At 52.3% G+C, this 18,178-nt stretch carries 17 protein-coding genes; 6 read left to right on the forward strand and 11 right to left on the reverse strand.

Features of this window, described 5'->3' with window-relative positions; all coding sequences use genetic code 11:
• Nucleotides 1-110: 110 nt before the first annotated feature.
• Together FOB24_RS08355 and FOB24_RS08360 are read right to left on the reverse strand one after the other, a co-directional pair.
• Nucleotides 111-689: a helix-turn-helix transcriptional regulator gene (locus FOB24_RS08355; protein WP_085047570.1), complete on the reverse strand. Its 579-nt coding sequence runs from the start codon at nt 687-689 to the stop codon at nt 111-113.
• A 616-nt stretch (nt 690-1,305) separates the two neighbouring features.
• Nucleotides 1,306-2,481 (reverse strand): coiled-coil domain-containing protein, encoded by a 1,176-nt coding sequence (locus FOB24_RS08360; protein ID WP_150344770.1) that lies wholly within the window; start codon nt 2,479-2,481, stop codon nt 1,306-1,308.
• 293 nt (nt 2,482-2,774) lie between these two features.
• Between FOB24_RS08360 and pheP the strand changes: the two genes are divergently transcribed.
• The gene (gene pheP / locus FOB24_RS08365) at nt 2,775-4,169 is read left to right on the forward strand and encodes a phenylalanine transporter (RefSeq protein WP_038638573.1); all 1,395 of its coding nucleotides are present in this window, start codon (nt 2,775-2,777) and stop codon (nt 4,167-4,169) included.
• A 54-nt stretch (nt 4,170-4,223) separates the two neighbouring features.
• Here the strand turns inward: pheP and FOB24_RS08370 are convergent, their stop codons facing one another.
• On the reverse strand, nt 4,224-5,468 hold the full coding sequence (locus tag FOB24_RS08370) for a mechanosensitive ion channel family protein (protein WP_069323117.1): 1,245 nt from the start codon (nt 5,466-5,468) through the stop codon (nt 4,224-4,226).
• Between the two features lie 71 nt (nt 5,469-5,539).
• A complete protein-coding gene (locus FOB24_RS08375) occupies nt 5,540-6,979 on the reverse strand; it encodes an MFS transporter (RefSeq protein WP_204354925.1) in 1,440 nt (479 codons plus the stop codon).
• Between the two features lie 107 nt (nt 6,980-7,086).
• Between FOB24_RS08375 and FOB24_RS08380 the strand changes: the two genes are divergently transcribed.
• Nucleotides 7,087-7,950 (forward strand): helix-turn-helix transcriptional regulator, encoded by an 864-nt coding sequence (locus FOB24_RS08380; protein ID WP_150344771.1) that lies wholly within the window; start codon nt 7,087-7,089, stop codon nt 7,948-7,950.
• A 46-nt stretch (nt 7,951-7,996) separates the two neighbouring features.
• On the opposite strand, the gene nfsB is transcribed toward FOB24_RS08380, so the two are convergent.
• The 3 genes from nfsB to FOB24_RS08395 all read right to left on the reverse strand — a co-directional run bounded on the left by nfsB (nt 7,997) and on the right by FOB24_RS08395 (nt 9,718).
• Complete coding sequence (gene nfsB, locus FOB24_RS08385) at nt 7,997-8,650, reverse strand: oxygen-insensitive NAD(P)H nitroreductase (protein ID WP_069323119.1); 654 nt, start codon at nt 8,648-8,650, stop codon at nt 7,997-7,999.
• Between the two features lie 118 nt (nt 8,651-8,768).
• Nucleotides 8,769-9,137 (reverse strand): MmcQ/YjbR family DNA-binding protein, encoded by a 369-nt coding sequence (locus FOB24_RS08390; RefSeq protein ID WP_087857105.1) that lies wholly within the window; start codon nt 9,135-9,137, stop codon nt 8,769-8,771.
• Nucleotides 9,137-9,718, reverse strand: coding sequence for a TetR/AcrR family transcriptional regulator (locus tag FOB24_RS08395; RefSeq protein ID WP_069323121.1), 582 nt, complete (start codon nt 9,716-9,718; stop codon nt 9,137-9,139). Before FOB24_RS08395 ends, FOB24_RS08390 begins: the two co-directional genes overlap by 1 nt.
• Nucleotides 9,719-9,908: 190 nt before the next feature.
• Between FOB24_RS08395 and FOB24_RS08400 the strand changes: the two genes are divergently transcribed.
• Together FOB24_RS08400 and FOB24_RS08405 are read left to right on the forward strand one after the other, a co-directional pair.
• Nucleotides 9,909-11,021 carry an MBL fold metallo-hydrolase gene (locus tag FOB24_RS08400; RefSeq protein WP_137346957.1) on the forward strand — a complete coding sequence of 371 codons (1,113 nt, stop codon included), beginning with the start codon at nt 9,909-9,911 and terminating at the stop codon, nt 11,019-11,021.
• A gap of 17 nt (nt 11,022-11,038) precedes the next feature.
• Nucleotides 11,039-11,380, forward strand: coding sequence for a RamA family antibiotic efflux transcriptional regulator (locus FOB24_RS08405; protein WP_003021996.1), 342 nt, complete (start codon nt 11,039-11,041; stop codon nt 11,378-11,380).
• A gap of 21 nt (nt 11,381-11,401) precedes the next feature.
• On the opposite strand, the gene FOB24_RS08410 is transcribed toward FOB24_RS08405, so the two are convergent.
• Nucleotides 11,402-11,650: a DUF1158 domain-containing protein gene (locus FOB24_RS08410; RefSeq protein ID WP_069323123.1), complete on the reverse strand. Its 249-nt coding sequence runs from the start codon at nt 11,648-11,650 to the stop codon at nt 11,402-11,404.
• A 66-nt stretch (nt 11,651-11,716) separates the two neighbouring features.
• On the reverse strand, nt 11,717-12,835 hold the full coding sequence (locus FOB24_RS08415) for a YbdK family carboxylate-amine ligase (RefSeq protein ID WP_150344772.1): 1,119 nt from the start codon (nt 12,833-12,835) through the stop codon (nt 11,717-11,719).
• Nucleotides 12,836-12,978: 143 nt separating this feature from the next.
• On the opposite strand from FOB24_RS08415, the gene FOB24_RS08420 reads away from it, so the two are divergent.
• Nucleotides 12,979-13,683: a GNAT family N-acetyltransferase gene (locus tag FOB24_RS08420; protein WP_150344773.1), complete on the forward strand. Its 705-nt coding sequence runs from the start codon at nt 12,979-12,981 to the stop codon at nt 13,681-13,683.
• 20 nt (nt 13,684-13,703) lie between these two features.
• Here FOB24_RS08420 and entD read toward each other — a convergent pair whose 3' ends face one another.
• Nucleotides 13,704-14,381, reverse strand: a complete 678-nt coding sequence (gene entD, locus FOB24_RS08425; protein WP_150344774.1) for an enterobactin synthase subunit EntD — start codon at nt 14,379-14,381, stop codon at nt 13,704-13,706.
• A 49-nt stretch (nt 14,382-14,430) separates the two neighbouring features.
• Nucleotides 14,431-16,704 (reverse strand): TonB-dependent siderophore receptor, encoded by a 2,274-nt coding sequence (locus tag FOB24_RS08430; RefSeq protein WP_150344775.1) that lies wholly within the window; start codon nt 16,702-16,704, stop codon nt 14,431-14,433.
• Between the two features lie 253 nt (nt 16,705-16,957).
• Here FOB24_RS08430 and fes point away from each other — a divergent pair, with 253 nt between their 5' ends.
• Nucleotides 16,958-18,175 (forward strand): enterochelin esterase, encoded by a 1,218-nt coding sequence (gene fes / locus FOB24_RS08435; protein ID WP_150344776.1) that lies wholly within the window; start codon nt 16,958-16,960, stop codon nt 18,173-18,175.
• Nucleotides 18,176-18,178 lie beyond the last annotated feature (3 nt).

The following is an 18,178-nucleotide window of genomic DNA, read 5'->3' on the forward strand; positions in this document are numbered from 1 at the left end:
GCATATTGATTTTTGGGAATAGGACTCCCTTCCGAGCGTTGCGGAATTAAAAATGAGCCGAAAGGAAAGATTTAAATAATAACCGTGATAATTGTCCTTAAATAAGTCAGTTACGGCTGGCTATAGTGGGAAATGGTGTACTTGAGCCGGGTGTTATTTTTGCCGAGCTTTCTGGCAATGTTGCTTTTGTACGCCCCGATGGTTTTTTCACTTTTTTGTGACGCCCCGGCGATTTGTGCCAATGACCAACCCCGGGCAAGCATCATCATGACATTGAATTCGTTTGCGGTAATTTTAGTATGTAGTGCGTTGATATTATTTTGTTTTTTATTCTGTATGATACGTGTAACGGCATGCAGTAGCCGATCGAGACTGGCATCTTGATCGAGTAATTGCATGTTCTTCCCGCAAACGGTTTGAAAAAGAGAAAAGGTGGCTTCATCTGCCAAAACAATAATTTTTGTGGCAGGGCGGATAGCCATGCTGCGGATAATCCGGGCATATTTTAAAAAATCTGATTTGTCAGGATTAATAATGATGTAATCCGTGCCATCTGGCAGGAACTTGACTGCTGAAAACGTCTGAGAGGAGTGGTATGTGATATCAATATATAATGATGAACCACGTAGAATTTCTCGCATGCCTAGCCAGGGATAAAGTGAATCACCCAAAAAAATAGCCTTAGACATTACGATCTCCTTGAAATTTTAATGCAAGCAGTCGCCTCTTTTTTCTGGCTGAAAAAAGAGTTTCTTGCGACGCGCGGAATGTTAATTAAATCTCGTATAACGTTCTTTGGTTCGAACGTATCCTTATTTATTGCCGATTCAACAGATATTTTCTGTATTTATTTGAAGCATTAACTATTCTGAAAGTAGATATTACACTTTGTTAAAATTTAAGATAAATCGTTTATATCACCTCTGAGCAGATGATTGATAGATTTCGCTTATGGATCACCACAAGAATGGGCCCACCTTTTCCATAAAGGCAGGATATTCCTGGCTTATTGACGGCGATTTATTTAAAAATGATTATATTTCAAAGGAATGCCAGCTTGTGATGATGGACTGGTTGGTGGGTAGGAGAATTCTTAATTAAGATTAGGAAGAAGGGGCGGGTGGGAACAGTGAAGATGGAAATATCGCCAAATTTACATTAAGCATCTAAAAATGTTTGAATTTAAGACTGTTTAGCCAATTAAATAAACGTTCATAGATGTTTATTCTAAGTTGGTCTTTTTGTGCTTTATTTGAGCATGTTGCTTGCCGTTGTCATTTTATCTGCTTACTTCGCTGCTAGCGCTCAGCCCGCTAACAGCTCCTGCTCGACCTGTTGCACCTGTTGTTCCAGCGAGTTGCGGATTTCCGTCAGCGCCCGTTGCTGGTCAGAGAAGTAAGCCTCTTTATCGGTCACGGAGGAAGCAAGGCGCCAGGCGTTTTCCGCCTCTAGTTCGGTAATCTCTTTCAGCAGTGCGTTAATTTGTTCTCTGAGCTGCTGTATTTTGCTGCGTAAATGCTGCAGATCGTTCAATCGGTCGCTCGCCATCATCGGTTCGAGACCAGTTTGTAACTGGGTCAGTAACGCCCGTACGGCGGCAAGGTCGGCATTTTGGCGCGCCTGGTTAAGCTGTACCATCATCTGGTGCGCTTTCTCTTTCAGATCATCCGCCACTACGTCCGGGTGGCAAAGACGACTGGCCTGCCGCCACAGGCGCTTTAGCTCGCTACGCTCATCGGCAGAAAGTCGTTGATCGCGAGTAAAACGATGCTGTGCGTCCTGCTGCTGCTCCTGATATTCATCATATTCATGACTGGCCTCTTCTTGTGCCTGGCGAGTCGCGCTGTCGTCCTGGCGAGAAAAGTCGTTTTCCAGCTCACGAATCTCCGCCAGCAGGGCGGTGATCAGCTCCGTTTGTTGCTGAATGCGTTGCCGGGTTTCGACAGATTCGCGCGAATCTGAGTGCTGGTTCATCCATTGCTGCTTGAGTCTGGCCAACTGCTCAACGGCCTGGGAAATATAGTGCTGACAGGATTGATAGTCTTTTTCCCGGCGTTTTCGCTCCGCTTCCTGCTTACGTTGCGCGCTGGCGGCCAGTTGCTTACGCAGCTCAAGGATGCGGCTCATCAACGGCCCAAGACGAAGATGGTATAGATCGTTGAAATCATCGAGGATTTGAATGCGCGTGTTGCGCTTATCAATCAGGTCACGCAATTGTGTTTCCAGCGCTTTCAGTTCGAGTTTACTCGCCGCAATCGCAGGATCCTGCCACGTAGAGACTGCCCGCTGAGATTGCAGCCAGGCGGTGATTTCACGCAGAGCATCGCTAAAGCGCCGGGCTTCGATCGCCTGCACGATGGTGCCTGGCACGACTGACAAAGGCTCATTTTTCAGATGCGCCACCTGTTGGAAAATAATCTCCTCATCTTCCAGTTCAATAGCGCTTTTGACGATTTCCAGTCGTTTGATGATCTTATTCATGACAGTCGTTGCCTGGCCTGACTCAAAAACGAATGGCTTAAATACAACAGGCCCACCCGTTTGAAAATGTTAGAAAAACAGTAAGGTGCATTCTGTGGCCTGCAATACCTTTTCGTCCAGAATAATTCACTGTAATTATGAAAAGCGTGAGCTCTGGTAAGGAGCAGCCCCATGAAAAATAACAACGGCTCAGGCATCGCTGATGACCATGGTGTTAAACGATTGCGCCTTGCGGCAACCAGGTTGAAATGTTAAAAGAAGCCCCTTCAATAAAAACGACACAGGGGAAGGGCGTGAAAAACGCGTCAACTGCATCTGACACCAGCGTGTCTGATGCCGCGTCGACGAATGAGCCGACGCTTCAGCGGGGGTTGCAAAACCGCCATATTCAGTTAATTGCGCTGGGCGGCGCAATTGGAACCGGACTGTTTTTGGGCATTGGTCCGGCCATTCAGATGGCGGGGCCTGCGGTGTTACTGGGTTACGGCGTAGCCGGAATCATCGCTTTTTTGATTATGCGTCAACTGGGCGAAATGGTGGTGGAAGAACCCGTTTCTGGATCGTTTGCCCATTTTGCCTATAAATACTGGGGACCGTTTGCTGGCTTTTTGTCCGGCTGGAACTACTGGGTGATGTTTGTGCTGGTTGGCATGGCGGAGCTGACAGCGGCCGGAATCTACATGCAGTACTGGCTGCCCGATGTCCCCACCTGGATTTGGGCCGCCGCGTTTTTTGTGATCATCAACGCCGTCAATCTGGTTAACGTACGTCTGTATGGCGAAACGGAATTCTGGTTTGCGCTGATTAAAGTGCTGGCCATTATCGGCATGATTGGCTTTGGTATCTGGATGCTGTTTTCCGGTAACGGCGGGGAACATGCGAGCATCGATAATCTCTGGCGTTACAACGGCTTTTTTGCCACCGGCTGGAACGGATTGATCCTCTCGCTGGCGGTGATTATGTTCTCGTTTGGCGGGCTGGAATTGATAGGGATCACTGCCGCGGAAGCGCAGGATCCGCAGAAAAGTATCCCGAAAGCGGTAAATCAGGTGGTGTACCGTATTTTGCTGTTTTACATCGGTTCTCTGGTGGTGCTGTTGGCCTTGTACCCGTGGGTGGAAGTGAAATCAAACAGTAGCCCGTTCGTGATGATTTTCCATAATCTTGACAGTAACGTGGTGGCTTCTGCACTGAACTTTGTCATTCTGGTGGCTTCGCTGTCGGTCTATAACAGCGGTGTTTACTCGAACAGCCGCATGCTGTTTGGCTTGTCCGTGCAGGGAAATGCGCCGAAGTTTTTAACCCGCGTCAGTCGTCGTGGCGTTCCGGTGAACTCATTGATTCTGTCCGGCGCGATTACGTCACTGGTGGTGTTGATCAACTATGTGCTGCCGCAAAAAGCGTTCAGTCTGTTGATGGCGCTGGTTGTCGCGACGCTGCTACTAAACTGGATTATGATTTGTCTGGCGCATTTGCGATTCCGCGCGGCGATGCGCCGCAAAGGACGTGATACCCAGTTTAAAGCGCTGCTGTATCCGGCCGGAAACTATCTGTGCATTGCCTTCCTCGGCATGATTCTGGTGCTGATGTGCACCATGGATGATATGCGCTTGTCCGCTATTTTGCTGCCGATATGGATCCTGTTCCTGTTTGTTGCCTTCAAACTGCTGCGCCGTAAATCCCGCTAATATCTGACCGATCTCATCCTGGCGATGAGATCGGTTACCACTTCTCATTGCCGATTAACGCTGAAAAGCCCCTGACAATGCGCGAATATCATTTCCGGTAGGCGACTGATGAATGCGTAAGCCAAACTCTTCGATCACTGCGAATATATGGTCGAAGATATCAGCCTGAATACTTTCATATTCCAGCCAGACTACCGTATTGGTAAAAGCATAAATCTCGATCGGCAAACCATGATCGTCTGGCGCAAGCTGGCGTACCATTAACGTCATATCTTTGCGAATCCGCGGATGGTGACGTAAATATTCGTTCAGATAGGCGCGGAAAGTGCCAATATTGGTCATCCGGCGGTGATTCAATACGGATTCAGGCGCATCCAATAGCTGATTCCACTCGTCAATTTCCTGATGACGCGTGGTTAAATACGGCTTTAGCAGGTGTGCTTTATGCAGTCGCTGGCGTTCATCTTCGTCAAGAAAATGAATGCTGGTGGCATCAATGCTGATGCTGCGTTTAATGCGTCGCCCCCCGGAAGCAGACATCCCGCTCCAGTTTTTAAAAGAGTCCGATACCAGTGACCAGGTGGGGATAGTGGTGATGGTGTTATCCCAGTTGCGCACTTTCACCGTGGTCAAACCAATATCGATAACCGCGCCGTCTGCGCCGTATTTCGGCATTTCCAGCCAGTCGCCCAACTTCAACATATCGTTGGCTGAAAGCTGTATGCCGGCCACCAGGCCGAGGATTGGATCTTTAAATACCAGCATTAAGACGGCGGCCATCGCGCCCAGGCCGCTTATCAGTATTGCCGGGGACTGACCAATCAGCAGGGAAATCATCAAAATCCCAACGATAATTGCGCCGATCAGTTTGATTCCCTGGAATATACCTTTCAACGGTAGCTGAGATGCGGCTGGGAGTTTTTGCGACAGATTGAGAATAACGTCCAGCAGGGAGAACAGGGACAGCAGGGCGTACATCATGATCCACAGCTGAGCGCAGGTCACTAATATCTCTGCGGCTTCGCTGCCTTTTTGTAACCACAGCGCGGCCTGAATGTTGACAATGATACCCTGCAGGGTGAATGCCAGCCGGTGAAATAACTTGTTCTGCGTGATGATTTGTAGCCACAGACGGGAGCTGGCGTTCGCGCGCTTTTCAAATGCGCGCAGCACCACCCAGTGCAAAATAACGTGAACAATAATGGCGGTGAGAAAAATAATGCCAAAAATCATCACCAGCGAGGTGGTGTGGTTTATTTCAATGCCGAGTTCTTCTACCTGAGATATCAATTCCTGCATAATGTCTCCTTAATAAACAGCGGCCTATGATGACCGCTGTCAGGAGCTTATGCAAATTACGCTCGTCTTGCCTACGATTTTGCGGCGATGCTGGCGCACACCGGATTGATATTCAGCGTGCGGCGAAATAAAAAGGTAGTCAGTAACAGTACGGTCATCATTGTGGCTTCGACGGCTAAAAAGCCGATAACCGAGCGCGTGTAATCACCATGGTAATGTTGCTGCAGATGCAGGAACAGCGCCCCCAACACGGCGGGACCGAGTCCTAATGTTGCCTGCTGCAACGTACTCAGAATGGTGGTTCCGGCGCCCGCATCGTGCGTGGCGATATCGCGCATACCGATGCGATAAAAACTGTTCACAATCAGCGCCTGACCATAGCCGATAAACGCTGTAGCCGGAACGAGCGTAATGGCCGAGGTATGCATACCTGAATACCAGAAGGTCATCATTAAGCCCATCAAGCCAGCGATCTGAATAATCAACCCGGTGAGCAGAATACGTCCCGTGCTATAGCGGGCAATGAGTCGCGGTGCGTAACAGGCGGAGATAAAATAGGCTGCGCCAAGCGCAATAAAGCTATTGCCGGATTCCCAGGGCGCCATCCCCAGACCGGCCTGTAGCGTCAGCGCCATACAGAACATAAATCCTGACCAGGCGCTAAAAAACAGTAATGCGATCAGCACGCCGAACCGGATGCTGCTGAGTTTTAACAGGCGTGGCGGTAAGAGAGGATGTTGCCCGGTCTGTTCTTGTCGTAACGCATTGCTGCGCATCCACCATCCCAAAGGCAGGATGGCGACCAGAGCAAGCTGAGTCTGCCACGGCCAGCCGGTTTCCGGGCCTAATGCCATGGGAAACAACAAGCAGCAGAGAATCGCAGCCAGACTGCTGGTGCCCAGCCAGTCGATGCGGGTTCGGGTTTCTCGTGTGGTTTCCGGGACATAGCGTTGGCTGAACATCAGAACTAACAGACAGATCGGGACATTAATAAAAAAGGCGTTGCGCCAGCCCAGCCCTGCAATATCTGCCGAAACCAGCCAGCCTCCGCCCATCTGGCCGACAATAAACGCGATGCCGCCAATTCCTCCATACAAACTGATGGCCCGCGCATGTGCAGGACCTTTCAGCGTGACGTGCAGGGTGGCAAGGATCTGCGGCACGATTAGCGCCGCGCCCGCACCTTGTAGAACGCGGGCAGCCAGTAACATATGAATGGAATTCGCCATCCCGCATAAAAGAGAGGCGATGCCAAACAGCACGACGCCTGTCATAAACAGGCGGCGGCGACCATAGTTATCACCGAGTTTGCTGCCCAGCGCCAGACAAACGGCGAAAGTCACCCCGTACAAAGCGACAATCAGCTCCAACTGTGTGGTGGTGGCCTGAAGCGACTGGGTAATGGAATCCAGAGCGACATTGGTAATTGATGTATCAATGAGCGGGAGCATTTGGCCTGTCAATAACAGCAGCAACCCTATGCGGCCGGGTGAAACAGTTGATGTACTCATAGTAACTCCATTGCATCATTTTGCAGATGGACGTAGCATCACTGAAAAATTAAACGGGTACCAGTTCCTGGTTATACTGGTATTGGTACTACTATGCTGGAGAGTCCATGTCGGTAATAGCGCAACAGGAATCCGCGGTTATTCTCCCTGATGACAGCCGCAAGCAGCTTGGCGCGTTTTTACGTGCGCGACGGGAAAGCCTCGATCCGCAGCGTCTGGGTCTGCCGCGCATTGGGCGGCGAAGAACGCCCGGTCTGCGCCGCGAAGAAGTCGCGATGTTGGCTAACGTTGGCGTCACCTGGTACACCTGGCTGGAGCAGGGGCGAGAGGTCAATCCGTCGCAAGCGGTCTTGCTGAATGTGGCGAGCGCGCTGCAATGCAGTCCGCTGGAAACCCGCCACCTGTTTGTACTGGCCGGATTGACGCCACCGGAATCCACGCCGGTGATGGTGTGTGAAGGGATTGCGCCAGGCACCCGAAAGATGCTCGACAGCCTGATGCCGCAGCCCGCCAGTATTCAGAAACCCAGTTTTGACATCGTGGCCTGGAACGACAGTTTTTGCCGGTTGATGGGCGTTGATTTCTCCACGCTCCCGAGCGAAGACCGCAACTGTATTTACCTCTATCTCACGAATGAAATCTGGCGTAGCCGGATAGAAAACTGCGATGTATTACCGACGTTTGTTTCTTATTTCCGTGCGGCAATGGCGGAACATCGCAGCGATCCTGTTTGGGAAAATAAACTGGCGCGCTTTTTTGCCGCATCGTCTGAGTTTGAAGCATTATGGCATCAGCGTTATGACGTTCGCGGTGTGGAAAATCAGGTCAAAAACTTTGTTCATCCGCAGTTAGGGCGTTTTAGCTTGCAGCAAATGTACTGGTATTCCGCCCCGCGTAACGGTTCGCGGCTGCTGGTTTATTTACCGATGGATGAAGCGGGGGAGCAGGCTCTGGCGTGGCTGAATCAGTAGTGATACGCCCGATGACGGCGACACGCATCGGGCATAACGGCAAAAATCAGACTTCCGTCAGCGTTGTTTCCAACGGCAGACGAGATTTCGGCAGCGCGGCGTTGAAATCCTCTACGCTGTGATGACCTACCGGGACCACGACCACGCTGGTGAAACCTTTTTCTTTCAGGCCAAACTCTGCGTCGAGAACGGCAGCATCAAAGCCTTCGATTGGCACCGCGTCCAGCCCCATCGCCGCAACGCCCAGCAGGAAGTTACCGACGTTCAGGTACACCTGTTTCGCCATCCAGTGGTTGTCATCTTTGAGATCTTTGCGGTGCAGGTCGGCAAAGAAAGTACGGCCTTTGTGGTTAGCGGCTTTGGCTTCCGGGGTAGCGAAACGGCCATCGCGCTCTTCTTGATCGACGACGCGCTCCAGCCATGCATCGTCCATCGCCGTTTTGGCGCAGAACACCACAACGTGGGAGGCATCCAGCATTTTACGCTCGTTGAATACAAAGCCGCCGGCTGCGGATTTCGCCACGCGCGCTTTACCTTCGTCAGTGCTGGCAACGATAAAGTGCCACGGCTGAGAGTTGGTGCTGGACGGGCTAAACTGCAGCAGCGTTTTTAATTTTTCGGCCTGCTCAGCGGTCAGTTTTTTATTCGGATCGAATGCCTTAGTGGAGTAACGTTTTAAGGCGACAGAAACAATATCCATAACTACTCCTGGTGGTTTTCCTACCCTGCGGGTGCGTTTAGTTTCAGCAGGGTACAGGGTTAGCGAGAAAATGATAAGAGCGAAAAATGCAAAAACACTTATCGACGCTAACGATAAATCAGCCTGGCCGCAGGCGCTTCTGATCGCGCTTAGGCAAACCATCCACCACCCGGTGCCATGAGTCGCTCACCAGGTCCGTCAGCAATGACTCGGTAATGTCGTCGCCTGGATAGACTGAGATCCAGTGCTTTTTATTCATGTGATAACCGGGTTCAATGCTGGGGTAGATCTGCTGATTTAACAGTGATTTTTGCGGATCGGATTTCAGGTTAACCAGCGGGCGTCCGTGATGTTCAAAGACCAGCATGAAAATCTTGCCGCCGACCTTGAACACGTCGTATTCCGGGCCAAAAGGCCAGCAGTGCTCAGTAAAAGGCAGTTCAAGCGCAAGGCGCTTCGCGCAGACATGCAGTGTCTTTCCATCCATTATTTTTCCTCGCGGGTCAGGGCGCGCCACATGGCTTCAAACCCCAACGAAATGTATTCAGTCGCGCGGGCAGGGTTGCGGGCAGCGAATTCCATGGTTGTTTCTGCAAGTGTCAAAAAAAGCCCGTCGCCAAAGGCGCGATACTCGTCCGACATAAATTCAGGGCGCACGGAGCGATGACAAAGATCGCGCAGTTCCGGAAACATATCGTCAGCCTGCTGTTCAGTTTCTTTGCTGATTTTCTCGCTGACGGCCAACTGACGAATGGTGCGATGTCCGCAGGTATGATTCAGACCCCAGCTAATGTAGCTGTTCCAGATGTAGTGAGTCATGGTTTTGGCATCGGTCACTGAACGGTCCAGATTAGCCATCATCGACTGGCAGAGATCGTGTTTTAAAAAGAGGTAAAGCTCGTTGATCAGATCATCTTTGGTCGCGAAATAGCGAAACAACGTTCCCTCCGCAACCCCTGCATTGCGCGCGATTACGGCGGTTGAGGCCGCAATACCTGATTGTGCAAATGCTGTGGTTGCAGCTTCCAGTAATGCCAGTTTTTTGTCTTCACTCTTCGGACGAGCCACTACACTTTACCCTTAAGTCTGTAAAAAACATGATTGAATCACGGCCTTTGTAGCACCGCAACGGAGAATGTCAAAGATTGAAAATCATCTTGACGGCGAACTTTCGATTTCTATAATGAGTGCTTACTCACTCATAATCAAGAGTCAGTCGCGCAAACCAGCGGAAAGGAGGCGCGTTTAAGGTCAGGATATGAAGCGTCTCACAGTTTGTGTGGTTGTTATTATGCTTATTGCCGCTGCTACAAGTTTACCGTTTGTACTCAATGCCGGATTTGGCCAGGCGCCGCAAGGGGCACAACTGAGTCAGGTTGAACTGTCGCCACACTATCGTGATGGACAGTTTCATAACCAGGTGCCAACACCGGGCTATACCGGTAACAAAGGTATGCTGGCGGCCTGGTGGGAGTTTCTGGTCGCTAAACGTGAAAATGCGCGGCCAGCGCAGCCGTTACCGCTGGTGGCGAGCGATCTCGCCGGGTTACCGCCGCAGCAGGATACTCTGGTCTGGCTGGGCCACTCCTCATGGTATTTGCAACTGGCGGGTCAACGCATCCTGATTGATCCGGTGTTCAGCAACTATGCCGCGCCGTTTTCATTTCTGAACAAAGCCTTTGCCGGGGATTATCCGTGGACCGCGCAGACGATGCCGGAGATCGATCTGCTCATCATCTCGCACGATCATTATGACCATCTGGATCTCGCCACCATCAAGGCGTTAATGCCGAAGATTAAACGGGTGATTACGCCGCTGGGTGTGGGGTCGCATCTGCGTTATTGGGGAATGCGCAGCGAGATAATCGACGAACGTGACTGGAATCAGTCCGTCAGAGTGACGGATTCACTGATTGTTCATGTTCTGCCAGCCCGCCATTTTTCGGGGCGAGGCATTAAGCGTAATCAGACGCTGTGGGCCAGCTTTATGTTTGAAATGCCGGGGCAGAACGTTTATTACAGCGGGGATTCCGGCTACGGGCCGCATTTTAAAGCCATTGGCGAGCAGTTTGGCTCGGTTGATTTGGCGATTATGGAGAACGGTCAGTATGACCAGGACTGGAAGTTTATTCACATGATGCCGGAAGAGACGGCTCAGGCCGCGGCGGATCTGCATGCGAAAGCCGTTTTGCCCGGGCACGCAGGTCGTTTTGTTCTGGCGAAACATACCTGGGATGATCCGTACAAACGACTGGCGCTTGCCAGCCGCCAACAAGATTACCGACTGCTGACGCCGATGCTGGGTGAACCGGTCATACTGTCCGAACCGGACCAAACGTTTACGGCCTGGTGGCAGCAGGCGAATCAATGAACACAGGGGAGAGCATGATGACGATTTCTGCTCAGGTAATTGATACGATTGTTGAATGGATTGATGATAATTTGAATCAACCATTGCGCATTGATGATATTGCACGCCATGCGGGTTATTCAAAATGGCACCTACAGCGTCTTTTTATGCAGTACAAAGGCGAGAGCCTGGGGCGTTACATCCGTGAGCGTAAACTGCTGCTGGCGGCGCGCGATCTGCGCGATACCGATCAGAAAGTGTACGACATCTGTTTGAAGTACGGATTCGATTCACAGCAGACTTTTACGCGTATTTTCACCCGTACGTTTAGTCAACCGCCGGGCGCTTATCGCAAAGAAAATCATAGTCGAACGCATTAACGGCACCGGGTTCTCGCGGGTTTAATCCGCCAGCGAGAACCAGCGCCGCCAAATGTAGCGCAGCACAAAATACTCAATCACCCCCAGTAGTAAAAACCACAGGCAAAACAGCAACGTGTAAAACTGGTTGAGATCCATCAGATGAAAGGTGGCGACGAGTTTTTGCGCCAGCACCAGGCCAAGTGAAGGGGCAGGTAAGAGCAGGCAGGACAGAAAAGCCAGCAGCAGGATCCCAGCGGCGGTCATCAGCGATTCAAGCGGGTGTTTCATGGTATTGTTAAACTTGAGTTAAAATACCATTGTCCGGGATCTCAGCGGGCAACGCAAACCCCACGCCTAAAGCCCTGCCCAAATCTCACACTGTTTTTTCACCAGACCACTCAACGATCCGCCTTCCGCCACGAAATCACGCATATTCTGTGCTTCATCATGACCATGTTTAACCTGCAGGCGTAAGGCTTCAATCGCGCTGGTCGCCCCCACTTTGTCCGCAGAGGCGGCGACATTCTCCAGCAGTCGTAGCGTGTCATCCGCCAGGCGATGCCCATCGCCCGTATTCACGTCGGTGACAATCCCCGCCATACCAAAGCGACAGGCCTGAAAACGGTTGAATTTATACAGTAAATAATCACGCTCCTGGTGTTTGAATGGACGTTTGGTGAGTAGCCAGTGGGCGGTGGACTGTATCAGTCCCGCCATATTGACCGCGTGTTTAAGGGTCAACGGAGTGTCCATTACCCGAACCTCAACCGTACCGAAGTGCGGGCTGGGGCGGATATCCCAGTGCAAATCTTTAATGCTATCAATCATGCTGGTGTAAGCCAGCCGGCGAAATAGTCCCGTAAATTCCTGCCAGTTATTTACCCATGGCATCGGACCGTTATCGGGAAAGCCGGAGAATATATTCAGGCGCGCGCAGGCAAATTGCGTGTCGGATGTCTGCATGTAAGGCGAGGCGGCAGAGAGCGCAATAAAATGAGGAACAAATCGCGACAGCCCGTGCAGGAGATAAATTGCATCATCACCGTTGGCGCAGCCAACATGGACGTGCTGACCGAAAACGGTCGCCTGCTGAATAAGATAACCAAAATTTTCCAGGTTACGTCGATAGCGTTCGTCATCGCAGACTTCCTGACGTTGCCATTTTTGAAATGGGTGCGTACCACCGCCGCAGATGGCGAGGTGATGCTCTGCCGCAACCCGCATGATTATCTGCTGCATGGCCGACAATTCAGCATCAGCCTGGTCGATATTGCGACAAACCCCGGTTGCCATCTCCAGCATACTTTCAGTGATATCGTGCTTCACTTCCCCGGCGGTAAGCTGTGGCTTAATGGCGTCAATCAGCCGGGAAGAATCCTGGCTCAGGTCGTAACCTGGGGGATTAACCACCTGCATTTCCAGTTCAATGCCTAGCGTAAAAGGGTCGGAAACATGAAAATCGGGTAGTGACATAGGGTTCTCTTCAGCGTTGATTTTAATTAAGTATAGAAGGACTGCTGGTTTTCTGTTTTGCGTAAGAAATCACCGGGTGACGCTTTGAAGGTGAAATGGCAGGTGCTATAACTATTTTTTGCTTCGCAACAGGGGTTGAATCCGTGCCGGAAATAAATCTTTATGGTCAGACCGTCGGCGATGTTGTGCCGGACTGGAAGGGGGCCGCCGTGCTGCCACGGGAAGAGCTTGTTGGACAGTATTGCCGTTTGGTTCCTCTGAATGCCGACAGCCATGCCGCCGACCTGTTTGATGCCTATGCGCAGGCACCCGACGATCGCGACTGGACCTGGCTTGCAAGCTCCCGCCCAACGAGCGTTGAAGCCGCGGCTTGCTGGATAGCGGCAAAATCCACTGACGTCTCCCTGGTTCCCTATGCGGTAATTGAACAGTGTTCCGGGCGTGCCGTTGGCCTGGTGTGCTTTATGGCGATCGAACGGGAGCATGGCTCGGTCGAAATTGGTCATGTGACCTGGTCGCCGCGCATGAAAAATACGGTACTCGGCACCGAAAGCGTCTGGCTGCTGCTGCGTCAGGCGTTTGCGTCAGGCTATCGGCGCGTGGAGTGGAAATGCGATTCGTTGAACACGGCGTCGCGACGGGCGGCAGAGCGTCTGGGGTTTATCTTCGAAGGGCGTTTTCGCCAGAAGATCGTGCGTAAGGGGCGCAACCGCGACAGCGACTGGTTATCAATGATTGACAGCGAATGGCCGCAGCGCGATGCCGCATTGCAGCGTTGGCTGGCTGCCGACAACTTTGATGAACATGGGCGGCAACGCAGGTCGATGGCAGAGTGCCAGCAGGTATAGCACGTTTCCCCGTTGACGATTCAGACTGAAAAGGAGCGCGAGCATGGCGTACTGCTCGTGCAAAAGGTAATGACGTTTTCATCGCGCTGAAACCAGCGAACGTTAATTTCCTGCCCGGCGAGGCCTGGCGAAAATAAGGGCTGAATTTGCAAGGTTACTTGGGTTGGGGTGAGGGCGGTAACTTTAGCGCTGGCGAACCCCGGTAACGCCGTAGTGTGTTCCGAAAACGTTTTATACAGGCTCTCCTTTGCGCTGAATGTCAGGGTTAAGGCGAGCGGAAAGGGCAGGCTGGCGTAATGCATAATCTGTCGTTCGTGGTTATCGATAATGCCGTCAGCCAGCTCAACGGCGGTTTGCGGCGTAAAAATGGCTTCTATGTCAATACCCACCGGCTGTCTTGATACCACCGCCAGCGCTGTCGATGCGCTATGGCTGATGCTGCCAAACAGATTTTGCGGCCACAATGGTTGGCGTTGCCTGCCGATGCCGGGCACAGTTTTGATACCGTATTCACGTAATGCATGTACTGCGGCAATACGTCCTGCTAAGTGCTCTGCTTTACGCTTACGTCCACTGGACAGGAGCTGAGCGTGGTGGGGCAGCCAGAGCAGGTCCTGCTCATGGAAGCTGGCGGGATCGAACTCGACAATGTGCAGCGTGTGGTCTGCGAAAGTGAGCGGTGTGTGCGTGGTGAGCATGGTAGTTGTGATTTCCCTCTCCCCGCAGGGAGGAGAGGGGGATACGTTATCAGAAGTGCGTGTTAACGCTCATGAACCACGTCCGGCCCGGTTCGTTATAGGTGTTCGCGCCCGCGCCCGCCATATAGTTTCCGGTCACAATATCGCCCGTGGTCTGGGCATTACCTTCACGCCATAAACGCTTGTCAAAGACGTTATCCACGCCGCCGGTCAGGCTGACGTTTTTCGTCACATCCCAGGTCGCGCTCAGGCCGACGATGCTGTACGGGCTGACTTCACTCGCCGAACTGCCGGTTACCGGTTTGCCCTGGTAATCATATTTTTTCGGCTGCTGTTTACCGTACCAGGTGAAGGTGGATTGCAGCGACAAATCTTTGCGTGCCTGCCAGCTCAGGGTCGAGTTCAGCGTGTACTCAGGAATAATCGACAGGCGTTCGCCGGTCTCTTTATTCTTACTTTGCAGCATGTAAGTGATGTTGTTGGTCCAGGTAACGGTTTCGCTAACCGGCACGTTCAGCGTACCTTCCAGACCCTCAACCACCGCTTTAGGAATGTTTTCCCACTGATAGATATCGGTGTAAGTCGTCTTCCCTTTGCTGGTGATGGACGTTCTGTCGAACGGTACCGTCCCCGCTTCAATCTTGTTGCGGTAATCGTTGCGGAACCAGGTTACCCCGGCCAGCCAGCCGTCACGCTTGAACTCAAGACCAATCTCTTTGTTGATACTGGTTTCGGCCTTCAGATCGTCGTTGCCCATCATGTAGCAACCGATGCCGGTGGCGGAACCGGTGGCGTAGCAACCCTGGCCTTTACTGTACAGAATATAATTCGGGTTGAGCTGATACAGGCTTGGCGCTTTATAGGCGCGCGCAATCCCCATCTTCAGGGTGAAGTCATCGCCCAGACCTTGTGACAGGTTCAGAGATGGGCTCCAGTTATCACCGACGATGCTGTGGTGATCGAAACGCAGACCCGGCGTCAGCATGGTGCTGTCGGTCAGTTCCATGTTGTTTTCAGCAAACAGAGAGAAAATTTCCGCATCGGAGTACGGACTGCGGTTGGTGCTGCTGTAACCTGGGATATCACCGCCCATAAAGGTCTGCGAATTGGAGAGCATATCCTTCATGCGCTGCTGATTCCACTCGGTACCGAGCGTCAGGTTTTGGTTGACCAGCAGGTCCAGTGGAATGCTGATTTCACTGTGCAGCATGACGTCATTCAGGTCGGCATCGACATATTTTTGTGACGCATTCGGGTCAAAGATCCCCTCGGTTCCTCCCGCCAGACCTTCCGGCGTACGGGAGTTACGCGTATGTTCATATTGCACCCAATTGCTGGTGGTAACGCCATTATCCCAGCCGCCGTTCCAGGTCAGAGAGTAGTTCTGACGATAAAGGCGGTTGGTCTCTTTCCCGTAGTTATCTTTCACCAGTTGGTTGGTGTTGGTGTTTTGGGTATCGCCCGCGTACAGGTTGCCCTGGCGGCTATAACCCGCTTCCAGTTCCAGCGACTGGAGCGGGGCGAAATCCCAGCGAACTACGCCGTTAATGTCTTTATTGATAACGCCTTCACGACCGGCCGGTAAGGTATTGGCGTAGGTGCCGGTACGTTCTGACTGATGACCCTGGTTGATATCCCAGGCATCGGCCTGCGTTTTATCCAGATTACCGTACAGACGGAAGCTGAAATCCCCGCCCATTGGGCCGTTCAGGCTAAAGTTGGTACGTTTGGTCGAGCCTTCGTCTTTGTGTTCCGGGGCATTGAAATAGGTATCCCACGAACCGTGCCATTCATTGCTGCCTTTTTTGGTGATGATATTCACCACGCCGCCCGCAGCTCCGTTGCCGTAACGTGCTGCGGCAGGACCACGCAGCACTTCAATACGCTCGATCATTTCCGGTGGCACCCAGGCGGTATCGCCACGGGTATCACGCTCGCCGCGCCAGCCCTGACGCACGGAGTTACGGCTGGTCACCGGCTTACCGTCGATCAGAATCAGGGTGTTTTCTGGACCCATACCACGAATATCAATCTGACGGTTGTTACCGCGCTGGCCGCTGGTTGAGTTGCCGGTCAGGTTAACGCCAGGCATGGTACGGATGATTTCCGCAACATCGCGCGCGGGAGGATTTTTACGGATTTCATCCGCGGTGATGGTTGAAACACCCGGCGCCTGCAGGTTTTGCTGCGCGGCGGTAACGACGATGGTGTCTTCATGAGAGACAGCGGCGTTATCAGTTTGATCTTCTGCCATTGCTGGCAGTGCTACCCCGTAAATCCCTAAATTGACCAATAAGGCCAGTGAATGAATCTTGTTGTTCATTGTATGTCCTGCTGTTCTTTTAGCCACGAGTACCCATGTGCCGTGGTGCGGCATTTGGTCTGATGTCGCCCGCATCCGCGTAAACCCTCCGTTCCAGAAAAAGTACGCAGCGCCAGGTCGGTTTATAAGTGGTGAAAAACTGTGCGCGCTTCCCACAGCGCGACAATACGCTATTGCAAATGCAAATAGTTATCAATAATATTATCAATATATTTCACACTAGATCATAAAAATTCACAGTAAACATGGGGTTATGGCGGTGACGACGTTAAAGACGGGAAGCGAAGCGTGGTGGCAGTCGAAAAAAGGCCCGGAGTGGGAGCGTGAAGAGAACGGAAATTATCGGGTAACCTTCTGGTGGCGTGACCCGCAGGGAACGGAAAAAGAGTCCGCCATTCGTCGTGTGTGGGTCTATATCACCGGCGTCACCGACCATCATCAAAATGTCCCCCCTCAGTCGATGCAACGCATTAACGGTACAAATGTTTGGTGCTGGAGTGTTTCCCTCAGCGCCAACTGGCGCGGTAGCTACTGCTTCATTCCCACCGCGCGGGATGACATTTTTGCCGCGCTGGCGGTGGACGAAACGCCTGACCGAAACGTGCTGCGTGAAGGCTGGCGACAATTGTTACCGCAGGCGATTGCCGATCCTCTCAATCCGCAGAGCTGGCGGGGAGGTCGTGGCCATGCGGTGTCAGCGCTCGAAATGCCAGACGCTCCCGTACAGCCCGGCTGGGATCAGCCTGCGGCTCCCGATTGCCCCGCAGTTTGCCTGCAATGGCACAGCGCTAGGCTTTGCAATACGCGTCGCGTATGGGTATTTACCACCGGTGACGACCAACCAGAAGCACGTCCGCTGGCTATCCTGCTGGACGGTCAGTTTTGGGCGCAAAGTATGCCGGTGTGGCCTGCGCTGGCTTCGCTCACGCACCGCGGAGATCTCCCTCCCGCCGTATATCTCCTGATTGACGCTATCGACACATCTCATCGTAGCCGCGAACTGCCGTGTAACGCCGATTTTTGGTTGGCGGTACAGCAGGAGCTTTTGCCGCTGGTGAAGACGACCACTGCGTTCAGTGACGATCCGCAGTGCACGGTGGTTGCCGGACAAAGTTTTGGCGGGTTGTCTGCGCTGTATGCCGGGCTGAACTGGCCCGCGCGCTTTGGCTGTGTGCTCAGCCAGTCCGGTTCTTTCTGGTGGCCGCATCGCGGCGGTCATCAGGATGGGGCGATTGTTGAACAACTGAAGAGCGGCAAGATCAGTGTTCAGGGGCTGCGTATCGTTCTGGAGGCCGGGATCCGCGAGCCGATAATTTTTCGTGCCAATCAGGCGCTATATGCCCAATTACCCTCTGCACCACAATCTATTTTCTGGCGTCAGGTTGATGGCGGACACGATGCGCTTTGCTGGCGCGGTGGCCTGATGCAAGGGCTAATGACGCTCTGGCAGCCGCTTTCCGAGACGATTTAACCG

Source organism: Citrobacter werkmanii (assembly GCF_008693645.1).
GTDB classification, from domain to species: domain Bacteria; phylum Pseudomonadota; class Gammaproteobacteria; order Enterobacterales; family Enterobacteriaceae; genus Citrobacter; species Citrobacter werkmanii.

Bases quoted from the DNA above. Each gene is read 5' to 3' on its own strand.
- FOB24_RS08355 (WP_085047570.1), bottom strand. From the start codon at position 689: ATGTCTAAGGCTATTTTTTTGGGTGATTCACTTTATCCCTGGCTAGGC.
- FOB24_RS08360 (WP_150344770.1), bottom strand. From the start codon at position 2,481: ATGAATAAGATCATCAAACGACTGGAAATCGTCAAAAGCGCTATTGAA.
- FOB24_RS08370 (WP_069323117.1), bottom strand. From the start codon at position 5,468: ATGCAGGAATTGATATCTCAGGTAGAAGAACTCGGCATTGAAATAAAC.
- FOB24_RS08375 (WP_204354925.1), bottom strand. From the start codon at position 6,979: ATGAGTACATCAACTGTTTCACCCGGCCGCATAGGGTTGCTGCTGTTA.
- FOB24_RS08380 (WP_150344771.1), top strand. From the start codon at position 7,087: ATGTCGGTAATAGCGCAACAGGAATCCGCGGTTATTCTCCCTGATGAC.
- nfsB (WP_069323119.1), bottom strand. From the start codon at position 8,650: ATGGATATTGTTTCTGTCGCCTTAAAACGTTACTCCACTAAGGCATTC.
- FOB24_RS08390 (WP_087857105.1), bottom strand. From the start codon at position 9,137: ATGGATGGAAAGACACTGCATGTCTGCGCGAAGCGCCTTGCGCTTGAA.
- FOB24_RS08400 (WP_137346957.1), top strand. From the start codon at position 9,909: ATGAAGCGTCTCACAGTTTGTGTGGTTGTTATTATGCTTATTGCCGCT.
- FOB24_RS08405 (WP_003021996.1), top strand. From the start codon at position 11,039: ATGACGATTTCTGCTCAGGTAATTGATACGATTGTTGAATGGATTGAT.
- FOB24_RS08410 (WP_069323123.1), bottom strand. From the start codon at position 11,650: ATGAAACACCCGCTTGAATCGCTGATGACCGCCGCTGGGATCCTGCTG.
- FOB24_RS08415 (WP_150344772.1), bottom strand. From the start codon at position 12,835: ATGTCACTACCCGATTTTCATGTTTCCGACCCTTTTACGCTAGGCATT.
- entD (WP_150344774.1), bottom strand. From the start codon at position 14,381: ATGCTCACCACGCACACACCGCTCACTTTCGCAGACCACACGCTGCAC.
- FOB24_RS08430 (WP_150344775.1), bottom strand. From the start codon at position 16,704: ATGAACAACAAGATTCATTCACTGGCCTTATTGGTCAATTTAGGGATT.
- fes (WP_150344776.1), top strand. From the start codon at position 16,958: ATGGCGGTGACGACGTTAAAGACGGGAAGCGAAGCGTGGTGGCAGTCG.